The following is a 21063-nucleotide window of genomic DNA, read 5'->3' as shown; positions in this document are numbered from 1 at the left end:
CTGCTATTTTAACCGGGGAACACAGCACTAAGCCCTTGTTTTGCTTGTTTTTTACACAATACTGCAGGCACTTAAGTATCGCTATTCGACTTATGTCTAAACCGGATCACCGCCAAGCTTGCTTAGACCCAAGAGCAAGCCATACTTATAACTAAATTGCATATAAGGGCGGGCTAGTATTATCAATGATTAGTATATAAAAGACTTCTTTCAACTACTCTTTTATATGCCTTGAAAACCTAACATACAGGAGTAGTTCGCTATGGGCCTTTTTTCCAGAAATAATGACGATGACACCTCAAGTGAACTGCTTGAAAGCCCTGGTTTACCCAGCAGTCTTGACCTAAACGAAGACTACTTTGAACCAGAGCTACCCAACAAAACTCAAGCGACCGTAAAATCAGCCCGCAAGGCCGTGTCTTACGGCATTGAAGACGCCATTAGCCTCATGCGTAAGCTGCCGTCAGATAATATGGAAGTGGTAGTTTCGGTGGTTAAGCAGACCCTTGAGTCGACTCAAATTAGCGTTGACGACATTATTGCCGATGCCAACGACAAAGAAGAGCGGCTGCTCAACAAGAATACACAGCTGGAAAAAGAGATTCAGGACCTGCAACAGCAGATTGCCACGCGCAACAAGCAAATCACCGAGTTACTAGAAGATCACAAGGAAACGGTGAGTGTCAGAGAGCGCCTACAACTTGCCAACGATTTAACAGAAAAGTCTCAACCTAAACCACGAAAGCCGCTCGCAGAAGCGAAACCAGCCCCCGAACCAGAGGCCTCTGGTACAAACGCTCCGCATCTACCCCACTAAGCCCCCGACTGGCCGGCCTTACGACACCGGCCAGTGGGGAAGGCACACCGCTGCGCTCTGTCATCCTAAATGCCCCATTGGAACCGATATCTTTTAGAGCTCTGGCTTGAGGCTAGGTATTTGGGCATAATGCGCGCCAAGATAAACCGCACTGGAATGGTGGATGGCAAAGAAGTTGCTAAAACGCTGGATGCCCGACCCAGCTAAAGTCAGAAATCATGCCTCGCTGCAGTTTCTGGGCACTGTTTTGCACGACCCAAACTTATTCCATCTAAACCGAACATCGGTATCTCGCGCTTTTTTCGTGGGTATATTCATTTGCTTTTTACCCATCCCTGGGCAAATGGGCTTAGCCGCACTGTGCGCCCTGTGGTTTCGCGCCAACCTGCCCATTAGTGCGGCACTGGTATGGATCAGCAACCCGGTTACGATGCCGGCCATGTTTTACGCCTGCTACAAGCTCGGCCTATGGATATTGAATGCGCCGCACAGACCCTTTCATTTCGAACTATCGATCGAGTGGATCACCTCAGAACTAAGCTTTCTACTACCGCCCCTACTGTTAGGTTCGCTTATTTGCGCTTTGTTTTTTGCCTGCCTGTCGTTTTTGATTATTAACCAGTTGTGGCGCTGGAACGTTAGTAAAACGTGGCAAAAGCGCATAGAAGATAGACTGAAAAGAAAGCAGCAACCCTAGCGTTTAACGGTTAGCTAAGCAAAAAACAACCTTCAAACACAGCCCAGTTCATTGGCTACCCTTTGAAATTAGCTCCCCCTCTGAACCAATGAATTCCGTTAGTACAAGCGTCTGTGCTAACGGATTTTAATGATCAAATCTCAGCGCCTCGGCCGGCTCCACTCGGCTGGCGCGCCAGGCGGGATAAAGCGTGGCAACAAAACTCATCAATACCGCCGTCAAACCAACGTTAACGCAATCAGACACTCGAAAGTCACTGGGTAGATAGCTCACCGGGTACACATCCGAGGCGAGAAAATGGACATCAAAAAAACGTTCAACCCAAGCAACTAAATCTGTTACCACGAAGGAGCCCGCCACACCCAGAACTAGGCCAATAGCCGTACCGACAACGCCAATCATCCCGCCTTGCACGGTGAATATGCAGAGAATGTCAAACCGACTTGCCCCCTGACTGCGAAGAATAGCAATCTGTCCCTGTTTATCGACCACAACCATAATTAAGGTAGAGACGACATTAAAAGCGGCGATCGCAATAATAAGAAAAAGTAACAAGCCAACCAACTGTCGAGACATTTGAACCGCTTGGAAAATATTGCCGTGACTGCGCGACCATTCAGACCCATAAAAACCAAAGCTTAATTCCTGCATCAAGTCCCGGATCACTTGTCGGGCACTAAATAGATCGTTGAGCTTCAAGCGTATGCCGCTCACTTTGCTGGAAAACTCTGATAAAGGTGCAGCACCTTGTAGCGTGGTAATAGCTAAGGCATTATCCACCTCAGTACCGGTATCGACGATGCCCGCAAACACAAAGACACCAATTCTAGGTAGGGTCGTGGCTTCGTTTTTATCTGGGATAATGAGAGAAACCTGATCGCCAATTTGCGCTTGAATTTGGTTTGCTACACCACTGCCCAGCAAAATTTGATCGTCCGCAAGCTGATCAAGAGTGGTGTGCTTAATAAATTCATTCAGGCGAGACACGCGCTGTTCAGCATCCGCATCTACACCGTAAACATTTACCGGAGCAACACCCGCACCTAAACTCATCAAGCCCTGAAGTTGCACAAAGGGCGCGCCAGCCAATACATTTTTGTGGGCTTCGAAATGCTTTTGATAGCGGCTCCAATCTTCAATGCCATCCCTATGAAAAACAGTAGCTTGGGGCATAACCCCAAGAATTCGCTCGCGCAACTCTTTATCGAATCCATTCATCACCGAAAGTACAATAAGGAGCAACGCAACACCCATGGCAAGGCCCGCCATAGAGATAAGCGATATAAAACTCACCAGTTGATTACGTCGCCTGCTCCCGGTATAGCGCAAGCCAATAAATAGCGCTAAGGGAAAACGACTAATCATGTTTGCTAGACCGCTCAGTTAACACGCCCTTATCCAATGAATAAACCCGGTCCATGCGCTCGGCGAGCTGCAAATCATGGGTAACAACAACGAACGCAATTTGGTGCTGCTCACTGAGGTCCAGCATGAGTTTTTGCACCGCCTCCGCATTGTCGCTGTCCAAATTACCTGTTGGCTCATCCATCAAAACACAACCCGGATTCATCGCCAGAGCTCGAGCAATGGCCACACGCTGGCGCTCGCCCCCAGACAGCTCTGAAGGCTTATGCTCAAAGCGATGAGACAAACCAACTTGATTCAAAAGATGCTGCGCTCGGGCGACGTATTCACCCGCAGAACGACGCGCAATACGCAAGGGCATTTCTACATTCTCCTGCGCGGAAAATTCAGGTAGGAGATGATGAAACTGATAGACGAAACCTAAATGCTGATTGCGCAACTTGCCACGCTGATTATCCGCCAAACCGCTGAAACTGTGGCCGGCCAAGGACACGTCACCCGCACTGGGTGAATCCAACCCACCTAACAAATTCAATAAGGTGGATTTACCCGAACCGGAAGAACCGACAATCGCAATTCGCTCACCCGGAACAACCGATAGGTTAACCCCTTTTAATACTTCGACGGCTATGGAGCCCTGTGCATAGTCCTTCTTTAAGTTGATACACGACAAAACAGGATTCATGCTATTCATAACGCAGCGTCTCCGCAGGCTCAATTTTGGATGCTCGGTAGGCAGGGTACAGACTCGCCACCAAACTTAATACAACCCCGACTGAGGCCACGAGAAGCACATCTGATAGCATCCAGTAAGAAGGAAGATGGCTAATAAAATATACTGAGGGGTCAAACATATGTAGCCCGCTAACTGACTCGAACCACTGCACTAAAGGCCCAATATAAATTCCAGCAACAGAGCCGATAATAACGCCAAAGAATATTCCAATAATACCAACGGTACTGCCCTGCACCATAAAAATGGCCAACACATCGCGCGCGGTTAAACCTAAGGTGCGGAGGACGGCTATATCAGCGCGTTTATCCGCCACCATCAATACCAAGCTTGTAACAATATTAAAGGCCGCCACCAAGACAATAATCATCAATAAAACCGTGATGACTATTTTTTCCATTTTTATCGCCTGAAACAAACTGCCCTGGGTTTGGCTCCAATCCTTAACCTTAATCGTTAAAGGCAGCTGCGGCTTCAAAGCCTGCAAAATGGCGCCCGCAGTAAAAATATCATCGACCTTGACGTGAACACCGTCGACAAGATTGCCTTTGCGCAACAAGCGCTGGGCATCCGATATGTGCATCAGCACCAAAGATTGATCAACTTGCGCACCCACCTCAAAAATGGCGGTCACGGTAAAGCGCTTAACTCGGGGGAACACGCCTGCGGGCGTGATATTAAGCTGAGGTAAAGTCAACATCACTTTATCACCCGGCACAACCGCCAGCTGCCGCGCTAGCAATCGGCCTAAGACGATACCAAAATCCCCTTCTTGCAAATCGGTAAGCTGCCCCATCATCATGTGATCGGCAACTTCAGATACGCCAGTTTCCAACCCTGGATCGACGCCCACAAACGACACTGCCTGAAGTGCGCGCCCAAAACCTACCATGGCAAAGCCTTCTACGTAGGGCGCAAAGGCGATTACATGCGGCGAAGATAAAGCCGCCTGCCCTAATCCCTGCCAATCTGACAGGCCGGCAGGGTCTGATAGCGAACCGTGTGGTACAGCAGACAGAATTCGCCCTTTCAACTCCCTATCGAAACCATTCATCACCGATAGCACAATAATCAGCGCGGCAACACCCAGCAACATGCCCAGCATCGAAAAACCACTGAGAAACGAGATAAACTGGTTGCGACGGCGCGCTCGAATGTAACGCAGACCGATAAATAAAGGCATATAATTCATGCAAGCATTAAACCTGAGGTACTCTGTACAAACAAGGGTGGGAAGTTAAGAGAAGCCAGCAACGGCGTAGTTAGTTGACAGATAGATTCTCAACGATATAAAGCGCACTGAACAAGGCCGACCTCGACTCAAGGGCACCCGCGAAGAAAAAAACACAAAGAGGCCACCACCATGGCACAAGGTAAAGAACAGCGAAGTTATTACAGAATTGATGACGACATATTACTCAAGGTTAAACCCGTCGACAAACATCAAATACAGCAGTCCAATCCGGCAGCACTGTTTCCCGAAAGCGCCAATCTCCAGTTACTCAACGAGTTCAGCAAGCTCGGTCGAGAGCTATCTAAAATTAATTTAGAGGCGCACTCGGCCGTGCAGGCAGCACTGAAAATTCAAGATAAGCGCCTGAACCTGCTGGCTAACTATCTGTTCACACAGCAAAACGCCAATAGCCCCGTCGCACCCGTGAGTCTAAGTGAAGATGGCATAGCTTTCAGCTTAGAAAAAGCTCCCTACAAAGGCGCACAACTAGCACTAGCAATGACATTCCTATCAGGGGGGTATAGTATATTTACTTTCGCAGAAGTGCTGAGAACTGAGCAAAGAGGCAAGCAATATCTAGTAGCCGCACGGTTCAGAGATATCTCAGATGGCGACAAATCCATTATCGCTCGGCATATACTTGCCAGCCAACGCAAACCAGCGTCACCCTAAAGGACGAATCCATGAAGCTGCTATCTTTATTGCTACTGCTCATTTTAGCGCCCCTAACGCTCGCGGAAGAAATCGCAATCCCCATAGGTAACCAAGGCATTAACGGGCTGAACTTACCCAAGAAAGGCTTAACCATGACTCAAGTGGAGTCGGAGCACGGTGCAGCGGCGGTTAAGCATGATGCAACCGGCCAGCCACCGATAACCCGTTGGGAATACGATAACTACATTGTTTATTTCGAAGGTGATCGTGTTATCCATAGCGTGCTCCGGCACAAGCCCAAAGCACAATACCAAACACCCAGCAATTGACCCATTAGCATTCAATCTGCATGGCGGGGACAATCGCCATGCAGATCAAAAATTACACTTTTTGGACGCGATTCAAACCATCTAACGCGGCCGTTCTGTAGGCCTCTGCCATGGTTGGGTAGTTAAAGGTTGTGTTGACAAAATAGGCTAAGGTATTGGCCTCGCCCTTTTGGCTCATAATCGCCTGACCGATGTGGATAATCTCTGAGGCTTCTGCGCCGAAGCAATGTATCCCTAATATCTCCAAGGTATCCACATTAAACAATATTTTTAACACGCCTACTTTCTCGCCGCTGATTTGCGCGCGCGCAGTATTTTTAAAGAATGCACGGCCCACCTCGTAGGGAATACGCGCGGCGGTTAATTCATTTTCGGTTTTGCCGATGGAGCTAATCTCAGGCAGCGTGTAAATGCCGGTTGGGGCGTCGGAAACGTAACGGCTTTCTTGGCCGAGAATATTGGACGCAGCCGACCGACCCTGGTCGTATGAAGCACTGGCCAAACTCGGCCAACCAATAACATCGCCAACAGCATAGATGTGTTCGATATCTGTTTGGTATAAATCGTTTACTTTCAACTGCCCTCGCCCATCCGCTTTCAGGCCAATTTTTTCCAACGCCAATGAATCCGTATTACCGGTGCGGCCGTTAGACCAAAGCAGCGCATCCCCGTGAATTCGCTTGCCGGATTTCAGCTTCAGCGTAACGCCACGATCGCTGGTTTCAACAGAATCATATTCTTCGCCGTGTCGCACCGTAACACCCATGTCGCGCAAGTGATAACTCAGGGCATCACATATCTCATCGTCTAAAAAGGTCAGCAGATGTTCGCGGCTATTAATCAAATCAACTTTAATACCTAGACCGGAAAAGATCGACGCGTACTCACAACCGATGACGCCAGCACCATAAATAATTAACGAGCGCGGCGTATGCTTCATATCTAAAATGGTGTCACTGTCGTAAATACGGGCGTGATTAAAATCAATATCCGCTGGACGATAAGGTCTGGACCCTGTCGCGATGACAATGGTATCAGCCGTCAAACGCTCTTTTGCACCATCAGAAAATTTCACCGACAGCGTATTTGCATCGACAAAGCTGGCTTCTCCTATGTGAATGGTGGCGCGATTACGGGTATAAAAATCCGTATGCAAATCCACATAGCGAGGAATAACGCGGCTAGCTTCCGCCAAAATTTTCGGATAACTAAAACTATGGGCATCCCCAGTTGCCCGAAATAAGGGGTTAATTTTATGTCGTATGACTTGCTTAACAACATGACGCAAAGATTTTGAAGGAATAGTGCCTTTATGCACACAGGCACCACCTACGCCTGCTCGATTCTCAATAACCCCTACCTTTTTGCCTGCTTTAGCAGCGGCCATCGCCGTACCTTCACCACCAGGTCCGGCACCAATCACCAATACGTCATAGTGATTTTTCTTCGGCATTTTCTACTCCAACAAACCTAATAAAAACATTGACGCTATTTTTTAGTGGCATCAACTGCTAATTCGTAATTCTGATCGGCACTATCCACCTCTTCCGAATCACATTTTGATTTATCGCCCTTACATATATCGCAGGCAACGTCCATGCCTAAAGCAGCCATACCACCACATGAGCCACTGATAGGTTTACGCCCAAGCAAAACACCCACCGACATGGCAATGACAACCAAGCCAAGCACGACGAATGTAATAATTAATGTGCCCATCTTAAACACCTCTGATAATTCAGTTTCAAAGTAGCTACTTATCTATATATTGATTAAACGCAGAAGACCAGCGCTCGACCACACGACCATCAATTTCAGCGAGCAGAAATATGGCCATATCATTGGATTCGGCATAGTCCAAGGATGCCTCTGGCCCCATGACGCTAAACCCCGTTGCAAAGGCATCAGCTTCCGCGCATGTGTCTGCAATCACAGTCACCGAAACCAAGTTGTGCGTCACCGGTGCACCAGTAGTAGGATCAATCGTATGAGAATAACGCTTGCCATCCACATCGCGAAAGTTACGGTAGCTGCCCGATGTGGCTACAGAGCGGTTAAGCAGGCCGATCGCCGCCTGAACCGAACCGGGTGCCAAACTCGGCCGCTCGATGGCAATACGCCAAGGCAAACCTAAGGCATTGTGCCCTTCTACTCGAAGCTCCCCACCAATTTCAACCAAGTAATTAGCGTAACCATTGTCGCGCAACAACTCGGCTACTTGGTCGACACCAAAGCCTTTGGCAATAGCTGACAGGTCGATATAAATTGGCCGCTGGCGAACCGCCTGCCTTCCATCGTCAGAAATCCTCAGCCACTGAGCGCCGACATTCTGCATAATCGTCGCCAGCTCTTCAGCGTCAGGAATAACGCCCTCTTCCTCAGGACCGAAGCCCCAGCGGTTGACCAAAGGGCCCACGGTAACATCAAAAGCACCATGGGTTAACGCGTTGATCCGCTGACTTTCAGATAACACAAAAGCCAACTCTGGCGAAAGCCTAAAAGACTTGCCTGGCGCCGAGTTATTAAAGTGCATTAATTCGGATTCAGGATCATAGGTCGACATTTGCTGATTGATTTTTAACAGCACTGCATCGATTTGCGCTTTTAGCGCATCACCGTCAACACCATCTGCAACAACAGTGACATGGTAACTGGTGCCCATTGTTGGGCCAGTAATTTTGACTTGAGGTGAAGGGGCTGGCGCGCAAGACAAGACTGAAAAAAGCACGGCACAGAAAAACAAAAACGAGGTGCGCCGAAGCGCCCTCGCTTTAATAATACGCAAAAACAACAACTTAACCACCGAAGTCATCAAGCATAATATTGTCATCTTCAACACCTAAATCTTTCAGCATTTTGATAACAGCTTGGTTCATCATTGGCGGGCCGCACATGTAGAATTCGCAGTCTTCCGGCGCTTCGTGATCGCGTAAATACTGCTCAAACAATACATTGTGAATAAAGCCGGTTAAGCCATTCCAATCATCTTCGGGCTGCGGGTCCGACAAGGCAATATGCCATTTAAAGTTGTCATTCTCTGCCGCCAACATATCGTAATCTTCTTTGTAGAAGAGCTCTCGCAATGAACGAGCGCCATACCAGAACGACATCTTACGCTTGCTCTTCAATCGACGCAGTTGATCGAAAATGTGCGAACGCATTGGCGCCATGCCAGCACCGCCGCCGATAAACACCATTTCCGCCTCGGTTTTCTTGGCAAAGAACTCGCCAAAGGGACCATAGACGGTAATCTTATCACCGGGCTTCAAACTGAAAACGTAAGAAGACATTTGCCCTGGTGGCAAACCCTGTGTGCGCGGTGGTGGTGTCGCAATACGAATATTGAATTTGACCACACCTTTTTCATCAGGGTAATTCGCCATAGAGTAAGCGCGGATAACTGGCTCAGTTACCTTAGACTCCAGCTTAAAGAAGCCAAAATGCTCCCAGTCGCCACGAAATTTTTCTTCAATGTCAAAGTCAGAAAATTTTACATGGTGCGCCGGCGCTTCCAATTGAACATAGCCACCAGCGCGAAAATCAACACTTTCGCCTTCAGGCAAACGCAGCGTTAACTCTTTAATAAAGGTCGCTACGTTAGGGTTTGATTCAACCGTACACTCCCACTGCTTAACACCGAACACGTCTTCTTCAACGTGAACCTTCATGTCTTGCTTAACCGGTGTTTGGCAGGATAAACGCCAACCTTCTTTCGCTTCACGCTTAGTAAAATGTGACTCTTCCGTTGGCAGCATTTCGCCACCACCTTCTAGTACGACACACTTACACTGAGCACAGCTACCGCCGCCACCACAGGCAGACGGCAGGAATAAGCCACTGCCGGCTAACGTTTGAAGCAGCTTACCGCCCGCGGGAACGGTAATTGTTTTTTCTTCATTCACAACGATAGTGACATCGCCTGAATTTACTAATTTAGCGCGGGCACTCAAGATCACAGCGACGAGCATAAGCACGATCACCGTAAACATGACGACACCCGCTACAATTGTAATGTCCATGTTAGGTCCTTACCTCGATTACAGATCTATGCCGCCGAATGACATAAAGCCAAGCGACATTAAGCCAACGGTGATAAAGGTAATGCCAAGGCCACGTAAGCCTTCTGGCACATCGCTGTACTTCATTTTTTCGCGAATTCCAGCTAGCGCGGTAATGGCCAAGGCCCAACCGACGCCGGAACCGATACCAAACACGGCACTTTCTGCGAAGTTGTAATCGCGCTCAACCATAAACAATGACGCACCCATGATGGCGCAGTTCACAGTAATCAAGGGCAAAAACACGCCGAGTGCGTTGTACAGCGCTGGCACGTATTTATCTAGCACCATTTCCATAATCTGGACTATGGCAGCAATGACGCCGATGTAGGTAATCAAGCCTAAAAAGCTCAAATCCACCGTCGCGAAATCTTCGCCCAACCAAATTAGTGCGCCATCTTTCAGTAGATAGGTATACAGCAAGTTGTTAACCGGTACAGTAATCGCCAGCACAACAACTACCGCAATACCCAAGCCAAGGGCCGCTTCAACCTTCTTAGAAATAGCTAAGAAAGTACACATCCCCAAAAAGAAGGCCAAGGCCATGTTCTCGATAAAAATCGAGCGTATAAACAAACTAATAAACGCTTCCATTTATCAAGCCTCCTGCGCTTTAGTATTGGCGCAAATTTTAAACTCTTCTGTTTCCACCTGATTAGTTTTCCAAGAGCGCAAACCCCAGATAATCAAACCTATTAGGAAGAAAGCACTTGGTGGCAACAGCAACAAGCCGTTGGAAACATACCAACCGCCATCAGTAACCAAAGGAAGAATCTTATAGCCTAAGAGAGAACCTGAACCAAACAGTTCACGAATCACACCGAGGATAATAAGCAGTGCGCTATAACCTAAACCGTTACCTAAACCGTCAACGAAACTCGGCAGCGGCGGGTTTTTCATAGCAAAGGCTTCGGCGCGACCCATCACGATACAGTTGGTAATGATCAGGCCAACAAACACCGACAATTGCTTACTGATATCGTAAGCCACAGCCTTTAGAATCTGGTCTACAACAATTACCAAGGACGCGATAATTGTCATCTGCACGATGATCCGAATGCTGTTGGGAATGTAGTTACGCACTATGGCAACAAAGAAGTTTGAAAACGCTGTAACCAATGTCAAAGCAACACACATTACTAGGGTCACTTTCAGTGAACTGGTAACGGCGAGCGCGGAACAAATACCCAGAATTTGCAAGGCAATTGGGTTGTTCTCAATGACCGGTTTAAACAGAAGATCTTTGGTCTTCATGGATTAAGCCTCCCCATTCTTAAGATTGGCAAGAAAGCCAGCATAGCCGCTTTCGCCCATCCAAAATTTAACCAAGTAATCAACACCACGGCTGGTTAATGTAGCGCCAGATAGGCCATCAATTTTATGAGAGTCTCCGGCGGCGGCATTACCTTTAATAACTTCAATGGCAACTGAACCGTTGGCGTAAACTTCTTTACCGACCCACAAGCTCTTCCACTTTGGATTATCAACTTCACCACCTAGACCAGGCGTTTCACCGTGCTCGTAAAAACCCAAACCAGCCACTGTATTGAGGTCAGCTTCTAGCGCCATAAAGCCATAGAGCGTGGACCACAGGCCGTAGCCTTTAATCGGTAGAATCACCTTGTCAATAGCGCCGTTCTTTTCCACCAAATACACTTTGGCGATATTTACACGGCTACCAATTTTGGCAATATCTTGCTCAGATGAAAGCTTTTCAGAACGAGCCGGATCTTTTGAAGCTTTGCGCTGATCATAAGTATCAACGTCAACAGCATCAGTAAATTTACCGGTGTCTAAATCAACCAATTTAGTGGTTACTTGGGAAAACAGTTCATCAACTGTTTTGCCCTCTTCCATCAAACCAGCTGCAGCTAAAATATTACGCTTGAAATCCAACGCTTTGTTCGCTGTTTGCATGGGCTTCAACATCACCGCTGCAGTAGCAACAACAACGGAACAAACCACACATAACAACAATGCAACGATAAGCGTTCTTTGAGTCGATTCTTTATTAGCCACGTGCCAACCTCCGCTTAACGTTTGCCTGAACAACAAAGTGATCAATCAGCGGGGCGAACAAGTTAGCGAACAAAATCGCCAACATCATGCCTTCTGGGAAAGCAGGATTAACCACGCGAATAATAACCACCATGAAACCAATCAAAGCACCGAACCAAAGCTTGCCTGTTTCAGTCATGGATGCAGACACCGGATCGGTGGCCATAAACACCATACCAAAGGCAAAACCACCCACAACAAGATGCCAATACCAAGGCATAGCCATCATCGGGTTTGATTCTGGGTTGCCCAGCACGTTAAATAGGAAAGACGTTGCCATCATGCCCGCCATAACACCGGTAATGATGCGCAGCGAAGCAATTTTGCAAGCCACTAACACCACGCCGCCAATTAAAATGGCCAGTGTTGACACTTCACCAATTGAGCCCTGCATATGACCGTAGAAAGCATCGAGCCAGGTTAATTGGCTGCTCAAAGCCGTCATACCATCGGTATAAGCTACCGATAAAGCCGTCGCGCCACTGAAACCGTCGACTGCAGTCCACACCTGATCACCAGACATAGACGCTGGATAGGCAAAGAACAAGAAAGCACGACCAGCCAAGGCGGGGTTCAAGAAGTTTTTACCCGTTCCACCGAATACTTCTTTGGCTATTACCACACCAAAGGAAATACCCAGAGCCGCTTGCCACAAGGGAATATCTGGCGGGCAAATCAGCGCAAACAAGATAGAGGTCACGAAGAAACCTTCGTTCACTTCGTGGCCACGTTTCATAGCAAACAAGACTTCCCAGAAGCCACCAACAACGAATACCGTCATGTAGATGGGCAGGAAGTAAGCAGCACCGTGAATCATGTTGTCCCAAATGCTGTCGGCTGAATAGCCGGCGAACAATTCGATCAAACCACCACGCCAGCCTTCAACGGCAGCGATGCCTAAATCCGCCATGGCGGTATTGGCTTGCCACCCTAGGTTGTACATACCGTAGAACATGGCCGGAAAAGTACAGGCCCAAACGGTAATCATAATGCGTTTCAGGTCAATGCCGTCGCGCACATGAGAAGTGGTTTTAGTCACGTCCGCGGGACGGAACAGACCTGTATCTACCGCCTCGTAAAGTGCGTACCAGCTTTCAAACTTTCCACCCTTGTGGAAGTGCGGCTCAAGGCTGTCGAACCAATTACGTAAAAATTTCATGCCTTAGCCCTCCTTCTCAATACGGGTTAAATTATCGCGCAGGATAGGACCGTATTCATATTTGCCTGGGCAAACATAGGTACACAGGGCCACATCATCTTCATCTAACTCTAACGCGCCCAATTTTTGCGCCATGTCGGTGTCGCCAACAATAATGGCGCGCAGTAAGTGGGTAGGAAGGATATCCAGCGGCATAATGCGTTCATAGGTACCAATCGGCACCATGGCGCGCTCGCTACCGGCGGTGGTTGTGGTGAAATCATACTTTTTACTACCACCGAGCAACTTAGAGATATAAATGCCGGTTGTAGAAAACATGTTAAAGCCAGCGCGTAGGTAATGCAGGAAAGGACGATCGCGCCCCTCAGCCAATACACTTACCTGCTGGTGATAGCGGCCTAAATAAGCGTAGGCACCGCGAGAAGTACGGCCGCCAAAAACAGAGCCCGACACGATACGGTTCTCACCGTCTTTCATCTGCCCTGCTGTTAGCTCGTCTAAGTTCGCGCCAAGGCGCGTGCGCACCAGGCGCGGCTGCGCGACCTGCGGGCCTGCAAGCGAAATAACGCGATCGGTAAACAAGGTGCCGGTAGCAAACAGCTTGGCAATGGCAATCACATCTTGATAGCCAATAGTCCAAACGGTTTTCTTCACGCTCACTGGGTCGATAAAGTGAATATGAGTACCGGCATTACCGGCGGGGTGAACACCGCCAAACTCATGTACCGCAATACGATCACCGGCGGCGGTGACAGAGCTACCAGCCGCTTTACAGACGTGCACCTGACCTTCGGTTAAACGCGACAACAGCGTTAAACCCTGAGCGAAGGCTTCGGCGTGCTCGGCAATAATCAGCGCTGGGTCTGCGGCCAATGGATTGGTGTCCATGGCGGTTACGAAGATAGAAGCAGGACGCGAGCCAAGAGCAGGGACTTTGCTGAATGGACGGGTGCGCAGTGCAGTCCACAACCCGGCGTTAACCAGATTATTCTGCACGGCGTCAGCGCTTAAACCAGCAAATTCAGAGGGCGCATAGCGCTCGAACTGCTCGGCCTCATCGCCTTCCACGTCTATAACAACAGACTGCAATACGCGCTTTTCACCGCGATTTATCGCAGCAATCGTACCTGCGGCTGGCGCTGTATAGCGCACGCCTTCGGTTTTCTTGTCGCTAAACAGCAGCTGCCCAAGCTTGACCTTGTCGCCTTCCTTTACCGCCATAGTCGGTTTCATGCCGTGGTAATCCACGCCTAGAACTGCAACTGACCTGGCTTTAGGGGCGTCATGAATGGTCTGCTCGGGAGCACCGGATATAGGTAAATCCAATCCCCGACGGATCTTGATCATACGTCCTGCCTAATTACTTAGTAGTTTGAAATCACTGCGAAAGCCGGGAGCCCGACCCTCAAAAAATGCTCTGCCAATGCGTTGGGCTGACTTAACTGCCCTTACGTCCCCTTATAATCCACCACAAAACACCGTTGTAGTTTAGACGAAAGGACCAAAAACACATTCGGTTAAGGTAAACGGCGGCAATTATAAAGAGCCGTCTGATGACTTGCCAGCGCTATGCCCCTTTTATGCCCACAAATAAGAATAAAAAAACCTGATTTCTCAGGCTGTTACAGCTTATCCCACTCAAAATGCACATTTTTTAGGCAAACAAGCATTTGACATAAAAAAAATCCCGCCTGGGCGGGATTTTCACTTAGCACTTAGAGCTTTGGATAGATATCGTACTTAACACCCGCCATATCCTCTAAACAGCGCACCACCTGGCAGCTATAACCAAATTCGTTATCGTACCAGCAGTAAAGCACCACATTCTTGCCATCGGCAATAGTTGCCACACCATCGAAAACACAGGCGTGGCGCGAGCCAACAAAATCCGTCGAAACCACTTCTGTGGAATTGGTGTAATCGATTTGCTGCTGCAGCGGCGAGTGCAAGGCGACTTCGCGCATGTAGTGATTCAGCTCGTCCTTAGTAACTTCTTTATCGAGCACTAAGTTCAGAATAGCCATAGACACGTTCGGCGTAGGCACACGAATCGCATTACCGGTTAACTTGCCCGCCAAACTCGGTAAGGCTTTAGCAACGGCCTTTGCCGCGCCGGTCTCGGTCAACACCATATTCAACGGCGCACTGCGACCGCGGCGCTCACCCTTGTGGAAGTTATCGATCAAATTTTGATCGTTAGTGTAGGAGTGAACCGTTTCCACATGGCCGTGCTGTACGCCGTACTTATCCATTACCGCTTTCAGCACCGGCACAATGGCATTGGTGGTGCAGGAAGCCGCCGATACAATCGTATCTTCCGGCGTGATGGCGCTGTTATTAATACCGTAAACGATATTCTTAATATCGCCTTTACCGGGCGCGGTCAGCATGACCTTAGCCGCGCCCTTGGATTTCAAATGCTGGCTTAAGCCGGCCTCGTCGCGCCAGACACCGGTGTTATCTACGATCAGGGCGTTATTGATACCATAAGCGGTGTAATCCACCTCAGACGGGCTGTTGGCATAGATCATCTTGATGACATTGCCGTTACAAACCAAGCTTTGGGTTTCTTCATCGACGCGAATGGTGCCTTTGAACTGACCGTGAATGGAGTCGCGACGCAAAAGCGATGCCCGCTTTTCCAGATCATTGGATAAGCCACTCTTGCGCACTACGATAGCGCGCAAACGCAGCACATCGCCACTTCCGGCCTTCTCGACCAGCAGACGGGCCACTAGGCGACCGATACGACCAAAACCATAGAGCACTACGTCCTGACACTGAGGCAGCGGTTTAAATTCTGAGCCGATGGCGTTTTTTAATTCGCTGATGACAAAATCATCCACCGACAGGCCGCGCGAGTCGCGCATGTACTTCACGGTCAGCTGGCCAATATCGATATGGGCACGGCCCAAATCGAGGCTGCAGATGGCTTTTAATATGGGGAAGGTTTCAAACTCAGAAAGCTCGTTTTCCTCAACCTGACGGACAAAACGATGGGTCTTCATAATGTCGATAACAGAGCTATTCACCAGCGGGCGGCCGTAGATGTAAATACCAACATTCTGTTCGCGATTGAGCTTGCCAACCATGGGGATCATGGCCTCGGCGAGCGCTTCACGCTCTTTCCAGTCCTTGAAGAAATCAACGGGCTTAGGACGATTCACGGATATGCACCTTTTATAAAGTCTAAGTAAAGTTTCAGTATGGACAACACCACACCGTTTCGCCGGCTCTTTTGGCAAGCTTAATAAAATCACTTATCTCTATTAATAGAGGCCGGCCATTATCCTGTCTTGCCCTTAGGCGCGCAAGATTCAGCGCGAGAATTACCCCCTATAACCACTATTCCCAATCCGGGGCTGCCAGAGCGCAACAAAGCCGCTACAATAGCGGCTTTTTGTCGCCTCACAGCCCAACCAATGGGCCATTGAATCTTTGGTGTCCATGGATATTGCGAATGCACTAAGGGGGCTAACCCCTAGCCTTTCTGACTCAACAAAATTCAACCAACGCTGGGGCAACCTGCCCGGTGCGGCAACGGCACTGTCGATTGCCTTAGCGGCAAAACAACACCCCGGCCTTATCGTCGTGATCACTCCCGATTCCGCCAGCGCGCACCAACTTCACGACGAGCTCACATTCTTCTGCGAGGCAGACAGCCAAGTACTCTCGTTGCCAGACTGGGAAACCCTACCCTACGACACCTTCAGCCCGCACCAAGATATCGTCTCCGAGCGCATGCGCGCGCTCTACCGGCTTCCCACCGCCGTTAAAAGCATCTTAGTTGCGCCGCTCACCACCCTGATGTACCGGCTACCGCCGCAATCTTTTGTCAGCGGCAACACCCTGATACTGAAAAAGGGCCAACGATTCGACCTGAATGAACAAGCGCGGTTACTGGAGGCCACCGGTTACCATCGCGTAGACACAGTGTTCGAGCACGGTGAATTTGCCATTCGCGGCTCGCTCATGGATGTCTACCCTGCCGGCAGCGAATGGCCCCTGCGCATCGATCTATTCGACGACGAAATCGAAAGCCTGCGCACCTTCGACCCGGAGACACAGCGCACCGAAGCTCAAGTGGAGAGTATTGAGCTGCTGCCAGCGCGGGAATTCCCCTTCACCAAGGCCGCCATCAGTGAATTTCGCGTGCGCTGGCACGAGCGCTTTGATGTCGACCATAAAGCCTGCCCCGTTTATCGCGACATATGCGACGGCATAGCGCCCTCGGGTATCGAATATTATTTGCCGCTATTCTTTGAACAGTGCGCCACATTATTTGATTACCTGCCGTCTCACACGCGACTCATTACCTTCGACGGTTTAAATCCGCTCGCCGATCGGTTTTGGCGAGAAGTCTCGAGCCGCTACGAGAGCAGAAAAGTAGACCCAGAGCGCCCGCTGCTGGCGCCGAACGAAATTTTTCTGCCCACGAACGAGCTATTTAATAAAATTAACAGCCTGCCGCGCACCGAGTTAGGCACAGGCGACACCAATGCCTTACCGGCCATTGCCCCACCCGCCGTGCCGGTGGACGCAAAAGCTGAAACACCACTCCTCGCCTTAAGCAATTACCTGCGCGACAAGCCCACTAAGGTATTGTTCGCTGTTGAGTCAGCCGGGCGACGAGAAATACTGCAAGAACTGTTGCGCAAAATTGATATATCACCCAGCAGTTGCGACAACTGGTCAGAATTTCTCGGCAGCGGCGAACAACTTAACATCACCGTGGCGGCGTTAGATAGAGGCATGCAACTCACCTCGCCCAACCTCGCCATCATCACCGAGAGCCAACTGTTCGGTGAACGCGTACAGCAACGGCGGCGCAGAAAGACCAGCCAAGACAGCGACCTCGCTTTTAAGAATCTCACCGAACTAAGCATTGGCTCACCGGTGGTGCATATCGACCACGGTGTTGGCCGCTACCAAGGCTTAACCACCATCGATTTGGACGGGCAAACGCAAGAATTTTTACAGCTCAACTATGCCAACCAAGCGAAACTCTACGTCCCGGTTGCTAGCCTACACCTCATCAGCCGCTATTCCGGCGCCGAAGAAAACCTAGCCCCGCTACACAAACTCGGTAGCGACGTTTGGGAAAAGGCCAAGCGCAAGGCAGCCGAAAAAGTACGCGATACGGCAGCCGAACTGCTCGATATTTACGCCCGCCGGGCCGCCCGTAAAGGTTTTGCCTTTAAAGACCCAGGCCAAGCCTACGAGGCCTTCTCGGCCTCATTCCCGTTTGAGGAAACACCCGACCAAGAACAGGCCATCAACAACGTGCGCAAAGACATGCTGGCCAAAACACCCATGGATAGATTGGTGTGTGGCGATGTAGGTTTTGGCAAAACGGAAGTGGCTATGCGCGCGGCTTTCATTGCGGTTCAAAGTGGTAAACAAGTTGCCATGCTGGTGCCAACAACACTACTGGCGCAACAACACTACGAGAGCTTTAAAGATCGCTTCGCCGATTGGCCTGTTAATATTGAAGTTGTTTCGCGCTTTAAATCCGGCAAGGAAATCGACGCCATTGCCGATAAGCTGAAAGACGGCAAGGTGGATATTATTGTTGGCACCCACAAATTGCTGCAGCCGGACTTCAATTACAAAGCCCTTGGCTTACTCATTATCGACGAAGAGCACCGCTTCGGAGTTCGACAAAAAGAAGCGTTAAAATCCATTCGCTCGGAAGTAGATATTCTAACCCTAACGGCGACACCGATACCGCGCACACTCAACATGAGCATGGCCGGCATACGCGACCTCTCCATTATTGCCACGCCGCCGTCAAAGCGACTATCCATTAAAACCTTCATTCGCCCGTCCGATGAAGCCTTGACCAAAGAAGCTATTTTGCGCGAACTATTGCGCGGCGGTCAGGTGTATTACGTCCACAATGAAGTCAAAAGTATCGAGAAAGTCGCCCGGGATTTACAAGCTTTAGTGCCAGAAGCCCGCATCGGTATTGGCCACGGACAGATGCGCGAACGCGACCTCGAAAAGGTCATGGCAGATTTTTATCACCGCCGCTTCAATTTGCTGGTTGCCACCACCATCATCGAAACCGGGATCGACGTACCCAGCGCCAACACCATCATTATTGATCGGGCCGATAAATTCGGCTTAGCGCAATTGCATCAACTGCGCGGCCGCGTCGGCCGATCGCACCATCAAGCCTACGCCTACTTGATGACACCGAACCCGAAAAGCTTAACCAAGGATGCGATAAAACGCTTGGAAGCGATCGGCCAAGCGGATACCTTAGGCGCCGGCTTCACCCTTGCAACGCACGACATGGAAATTCGCGGCACCGGTGAACTACTCGGCGATGAACAAAGTGGTCAAATTGAGGCCGTAGGCTTTAGCATGTATATGGATATGCTCAACCGCGCCGTTAAGGCCATCCAATCGGGCCAACAACCCGACCTAGATGCCCCACTTGGCACTGCAGTGGAAGTCAATCTTCGCATTCCCGCCCTCATCCCAGACGACTATTTGCCCGATGTACACACCCGGCTGATAATGTATAAACGCATTGCCAACGCCAGTGACGACCAAGCGCTGAGAGAGCTGCAAGTGGAAATGATCGACAGATTTGGCTTGCTACCAGATCCAATAAAGAACCTGTTTAGAACCACGAGCATCAAACTTAAGGCGGAGAATTTAGGCATACTTAAAGTAGAAGCCGGCCCCAATGGTGGAAAACTGGAGTTTGCCAAGGAGCCCAATGTGGACCCACTTAGCATCATTAAAATGGTGCAAACTCAACCACAAAAATACCAACTCGCAGGCGCCAGCAGCTTCAAATTCTTGCATGATATGGAAACCAGCGAGCAGAGATTAAGTACAACAGAGCAGTTAATGGCCAGTTTAGTGCCGTCTCATAGACCAAACTGACACGCGTACAGCGACTAATTGATGGCATTAGCCATTGCGAATACATCTAGCGCAAGCAACAAAAGGCTTCAATATGTTAGCAAACCTTACCACCTACCTGCGCCACAGCGCGCTTTTCATAGCCTGTTCTGCGCTAACCTCGTTGGCACTTGCACAGCAAAACGCTGAAGGCAAATGGTATCAAGTTGAAGTCGCGGTTTTTACCCAACCTGAAAATGCGCAATTAGCCGCCAGCCAAGAAACCTTTCGCAAAGATATTACACTCAGCTACGGCGAGCACACGCAACAGCTTCAAAGTGTTGAAGAAGCAAGCCTAAGTAAACACAGCGCTAACCTAGCAGGCCAGCTGGATTCAGTAGCCAGCCAAGAGGCCGATAACAACGCCAATACCGATGTAGCGCTCGCCGGTGAGGAGCCGCTCAGCCCGGAGATGATTAACGAAATATTGCAGACACAAGCTTTTGTAAAATTACCTGTAGAACTGCGTAACCTCAACGAAACCGTCGGTGCTCTCGAGCGAAGAAATCGCCAGCGCATATTGTTTCACGAAGCTTGGCGTCAACCGCTGGTCGACCCAGAGCAGGCCGCGGCTATTATTCTGGCCGGTGGAAATCATTTCGAAAACGAGCAAGAGCTAGCAGGCACGATAAAATTCGGCGTATCGCGTTATATCCACGTGCACACCAATATTTGGTTTTCCGAATTTGCCAACAACGTCGGCCAAGAGCAACAAGAATGGCCCATGGTGCCCACACCGCCAAGCGGCAATGAAAGCCAAATAGCCGACGCGCAAATTAATTTAAATGCCGGGTTAGATAAATCCAAGCAAGACCTATGGCATCAATATGATGTCATAGACACCACCTATCAAAACATACTGGACAAGTCGTTTATTGTCACCAACCTTGCGACCTTAATACAGACTCGGCGCATGCGCAGTGGCGAAGTCCACTATATTGACCATCCAAAAATTGGCATTCTAATTACCGTTATTCCCTACGACGGCGCGCCAGCAAATAACTAACCGAACCCCTAAGAAATTTAATAGCCATAAAAAAA

General features: G+C 49.4%; 19 protein-coding genes. 6 read left to right on the top strand and 13 right to left on the bottom strand.

Features of this window, described 5'->3' with window-relative positions; translation table 11 throughout:
* Positions 1 to 262: 262 nt before the first annotated feature.
* Complete coding sequence (locus QWY82_RS12370; protein WP_290262781.1) at positions 263 to 817, top strand: coiled-coil domain-containing protein; 555 nt, start codon at positions 263 to 265, stop codon at positions 815 to 817.
* A gap of 163 nt (positions 818 to 980) precedes the next feature.
* Positions 981 to 1514: a DUF2062 domain-containing protein gene (locus QWY82_RS12365; protein WP_290262779.1), complete on the top strand. Its 534-nt coding sequence runs from the start codon at positions 981 to 983 to the stop codon at positions 1512 to 1514.
* 126 nt (positions 1515 to 1640) lie between these two features.
* Here QWY82_RS12365 and QWY82_RS12360 read toward each other — a convergent pair whose 3' ends face one another.
* The 3 genes from QWY82_RS12360 to QWY82_RS12350 are packed head-to-tail and all read right to left on the bottom strand — an operon-like array spanning position 1641 to position 4804.
* Positions 1641 to 2879: a lipoprotein-releasing ABC transporter permease subunit gene (locus tag QWY82_RS12360; RefSeq protein WP_290262778.1), complete on the bottom strand. Its 1239-nt coding sequence runs from the start codon at positions 2877 to 2879 to the stop codon at positions 1641 to 1643.
* On the bottom strand, positions 2872 to 3573 hold the full coding sequence (gene lolD / locus QWY82_RS12355; protein ID WP_290262775.1) for a lipoprotein-releasing ABC transporter ATP-binding protein LolD: 702 nt from the start codon (positions 3571 to 3573) through the stop codon (positions 2872 to 2874). Before lolD ends, QWY82_RS12360 begins: the two co-directional genes overlap by 8 nt.
* Complete coding sequence (locus tag QWY82_RS12350) at positions 3566 to 4804, bottom strand: lipoprotein-releasing ABC transporter permease subunit (protein WP_290262773.1); 1239 nt, start codon at positions 4802 to 4804, stop codon at positions 3566 to 3568. The genes lolD and QWY82_RS12350 overlap by 8 nt, the downstream gene beginning before the upstream one ends.
* 171 nt (positions 4805 to 4975) lie before the next feature.
* Here QWY82_RS12350 and QWY82_RS12345 point away from each other — a divergent pair, with 171 nt between their 5' ends.
* Positions 4976 to 5518, top strand: a complete 543-nt coding sequence (locus tag QWY82_RS12345; RefSeq protein WP_290262771.1) for a PilZ domain-containing protein — start codon at positions 4976 to 4978, stop codon at positions 5516 to 5518.
* An 11-nt stretch (positions 5519 to 5529) separates the two neighbouring features.
* A complete protein-coding gene (locus QWY82_RS12340) occupies positions 5530 to 5829 on the top strand; it encodes a hypothetical protein (RefSeq protein ID WP_290262769.1) in 300 nt (99 codons plus the stop codon).
* Between the two features lie 52 nt (positions 5830 to 5881).
* Here the strand turns inward: QWY82_RS12340 and sthA are convergent, their stop codons facing one another.
* The 10 genes from sthA to QWY82_RS12290 form a co-directional block, all read right to left on the bottom strand.
* Positions 5882 to 7282: a Si-specific NAD(P)(+) transhydrogenase gene (sthA, locus tag QWY82_RS12335; protein WP_290262767.1), complete on the bottom strand. Its 1401-nt coding sequence runs from the start codon at positions 7280 to 7282 to the stop codon at positions 5882 to 5884.
* 35 nt (positions 7283 to 7317) lie between these two features.
* Complete coding sequence (nqrM, locus tag QWY82_RS12330) at positions 7318 to 7548, bottom strand: (Na+)-NQR maturation NqrM (RefSeq protein ID WP_290262764.1); 231 nt, start codon at positions 7546 to 7548, stop codon at positions 7318 to 7320.
* Positions 7549 to 7582: 34 nt separating this feature from the next.
* Positions 7583 to 8659: an FAD:protein FMN transferase gene (locus QWY82_RS12325; protein WP_290262762.1), complete on the bottom strand. Its 1077-nt coding sequence runs from the start codon at positions 8657 to 8659 to the stop codon at positions 7583 to 7585.
* On the bottom strand, positions 8625 to 9848 hold the full coding sequence (nqrF, locus tag QWY82_RS12320) for an NADH:ubiquinone reductase (Na(+)-transporting) subunit F (protein ID WP_290262760.1): 1224 nt from the start codon (positions 9846 to 9848) through the stop codon (positions 8625 to 8627). The genes QWY82_RS12325 and nqrF overlap by 35 nt, the downstream gene beginning before the upstream one ends.
* Positions 9849 to 9866: 18 nt before the next feature.
* Positions 9867 to 10481 carry an NADH:ubiquinone reductase (Na(+)-transporting) subunit E gene (nqrE, locus tag QWY82_RS12315; RefSeq protein ID WP_290262759.1) on the bottom strand — a complete coding sequence of 205 codons (615 nt, stop codon included), beginning with the start codon at positions 10479 to 10481 and terminating at the stop codon, positions 9867 to 9869.
* Between the two features lie 3 nt (positions 10482 to 10484).
* On the bottom strand, positions 10485 to 11141 hold the full coding sequence (locus QWY82_RS12310; protein ID WP_290262757.1) for an NADH:ubiquinone reductase (Na(+)-transporting) subunit D: 657 nt from the start codon (positions 11139 to 11141) through the stop codon (positions 10485 to 10487).
* 3 nt (positions 11142 to 11144) lie between these two features.
* Positions 11145 to 11906 carry a Na(+)-translocating NADH-quinone reductase subunit C gene (locus QWY82_RS12305; protein ID WP_290262755.1) on the bottom strand — a complete coding sequence of 254 codons (762 nt, stop codon included), beginning with the start codon at positions 11904 to 11906 and terminating at the stop codon, positions 11145 to 11147.
* Positions 11899 to 13104: an NADH:ubiquinone reductase (Na(+)-transporting) subunit B gene (locus QWY82_RS12300; RefSeq protein ID WP_290262753.1), complete on the bottom strand. Its 1206-nt coding sequence runs from the start codon at positions 13102 to 13104 to the stop codon at positions 11899 to 11901. The genes QWY82_RS12305 and QWY82_RS12300 overlap by 8 nt, the downstream gene beginning before the upstream one ends.
* Before the next feature lie 3 nt (positions 13105 to 13107).
* Positions 13108 to 14451 (bottom strand): Na(+)-translocating NADH-quinone reductase subunit A, encoded by a 1344-nt coding sequence (locus QWY82_RS12295; RefSeq protein WP_290262752.1) that lies wholly within the window; start codon positions 14449 to 14451, stop codon positions 13108 to 13110.
* Positions 14452 to 14819: 368 nt separating this feature from the next.
* Positions 14820 to 16205, bottom strand: a complete 1386-nt coding sequence (locus QWY82_RS12290) for a glyceraldehyde-3-phosphate dehydrogenase (protein WP_380736574.1) — start codon at positions 16203 to 16205, stop codon at positions 14820 to 14822.
* Between the two features lie 346 nt (positions 16206 to 16551).
* Here QWY82_RS12290 and mfd point away from each other — a divergent pair, with 346 nt between their 5' ends.
* Complete coding sequence (gene mfd / locus QWY82_RS12285; protein ID WP_290262748.1) at positions 16552 to 20004, top strand: transcription-repair coupling factor; 3453 nt, start codon at positions 16552 to 16554, stop codon at positions 20002 to 20004.
* Positions 20005 to 20077: 73 nt separating this feature from the next.
* On the top strand, positions 20078 to 21028 hold the full coding sequence (locus QWY82_RS12280) for a CsiV family protein (protein WP_290262746.1): 951 nt from the start codon (positions 20078 to 20080) through the stop codon (positions 21026 to 21028).
* Positions 21029 to 21063 lie beyond the last annotated feature (35 nt).

Origin of the sequence: Simiduia curdlanivorans, from assembly GCF_030409605.1 — a bacterium.
GTDB classification, from domain to species: Bacteria; Pseudomonadota; Gammaproteobacteria; order Pseudomonadales; family Cellvibrionaceae; genus Simiduia; species Simiduia curdlanivorans.
This window is presented reverse-complemented; position numbering and strand designations above follow the sequence as displayed.

Bases quoted from the DNA above. Each gene is read 5' to 3' on its own strand.
- nqrF (WP_290262760.1), bottom strand. From the start codon at position 9,848: ATGGACATTACAATTGTAGCGGGTGTCGTCATGTTTACGGTGATCGTG.
- QWY82_RS12310 (WP_290262757.1), bottom strand. From the start codon at position 11,141: ATGAAGACCAAAGATCTTCTGTTTAAACCGGTCATTGAGAACAACCCA.
- QWY82_RS12360 (WP_290262778.1), bottom strand. From the start codon at position 2,879: ATGATTAGTCGTTTTCCCTTAGCGCTATTTATTGGCTTGCGCTATACC.
- sthA (WP_290262767.1), bottom strand. From the start codon at position 7,282: ATGCCGAAGAAAAATCACTATGACGTATTGGTGATTGGTGCCGGACCT.
- nqrE (WP_290262759.1), bottom strand. From the start codon at position 10,481: ATGGAAGCGTTTATTAGTTTGTTTATACGCTCGATTTTTATCGAGAAC.
- QWY82_RS12295 (WP_290262752.1), bottom strand. From the start codon at position 14,451: ATGATCAAGATCCGTCGGGGATTGGATTTACCTATATCCGGTGCTCCC.
- QWY82_RS12325 (WP_290262762.1), bottom strand. From the start codon at position 8,659: ATGACAATATTATGCTTGATGACTTCGGTGGTTAAGTTGTTGTTTTTG.
- lolD (WP_290262775.1), bottom strand. From the start codon at position 3,573: ATGAATAGCATGAATCCTGTTTTGTCGTGTATCAACTTAAAGAAGGAC.
- QWY82_RS12350 (WP_290262773.1), bottom strand. From the start codon at position 4,804: ATGAATTATATGCCTTTATTTATCGGTCTGCGTTACATTCGAGCGCGC.
- QWY82_RS12300 (WP_290262753.1), bottom strand. From the start codon at position 13,104: ATGAAATTTTTACGTAATTGGTTCGACAGCCTTGAGCCGCACTTCCAC.
- QWY82_RS12370 (WP_290262781.1), top strand. From the start codon at position 263: ATGGGCCTTTTTTCCAGAAATAATGACGATGACACCTCAAGTGAACTG.
- QWY82_RS12345 (WP_290262771.1), top strand. From the start codon at position 4,976: ATGGCACAAGGTAAAGAACAGCGAAGTTATTACAGAATTGATGACGAC.
- QWY82_RS12290 (WP_380736574.1), bottom strand. From the start codon at position 16,205: ATGATCCCCATGGTTGGCAAGCTCAATCGCGAACAGAATGTTGGTATT.
- mfd (WP_290262748.1), top strand. From the start codon at position 16,552: ATGGATATTGCGAATGCACTAAGGGGGCTAACCCCTAGCCTTTCTGAC.
- nqrM (WP_290262764.1), bottom strand. From the start codon at position 7,548: ATGGGCACATTAATTATTACATTCGTCGTGCTTGGCTTGGTTGTCATT.
- QWY82_RS12280 (WP_290262746.1), top strand. From the start codon at position 20,078: ATGTTAGCAAACCTTACCACCTACCTGCGCCACAGCGCGCTTTTCATA.
- QWY82_RS12365 (WP_290262779.1), top strand. From the start codon at position 981: ATGGCAAAGAAGTTGCTAAAACGCTGGATGCCCGACCCAGCTAAAGTC.
- QWY82_RS12340 (WP_290262769.1), top strand. From the start codon at position 5,530: ATGAAGCTGCTATCTTTATTGCTACTGCTCATTTTAGCGCCCCTAACG.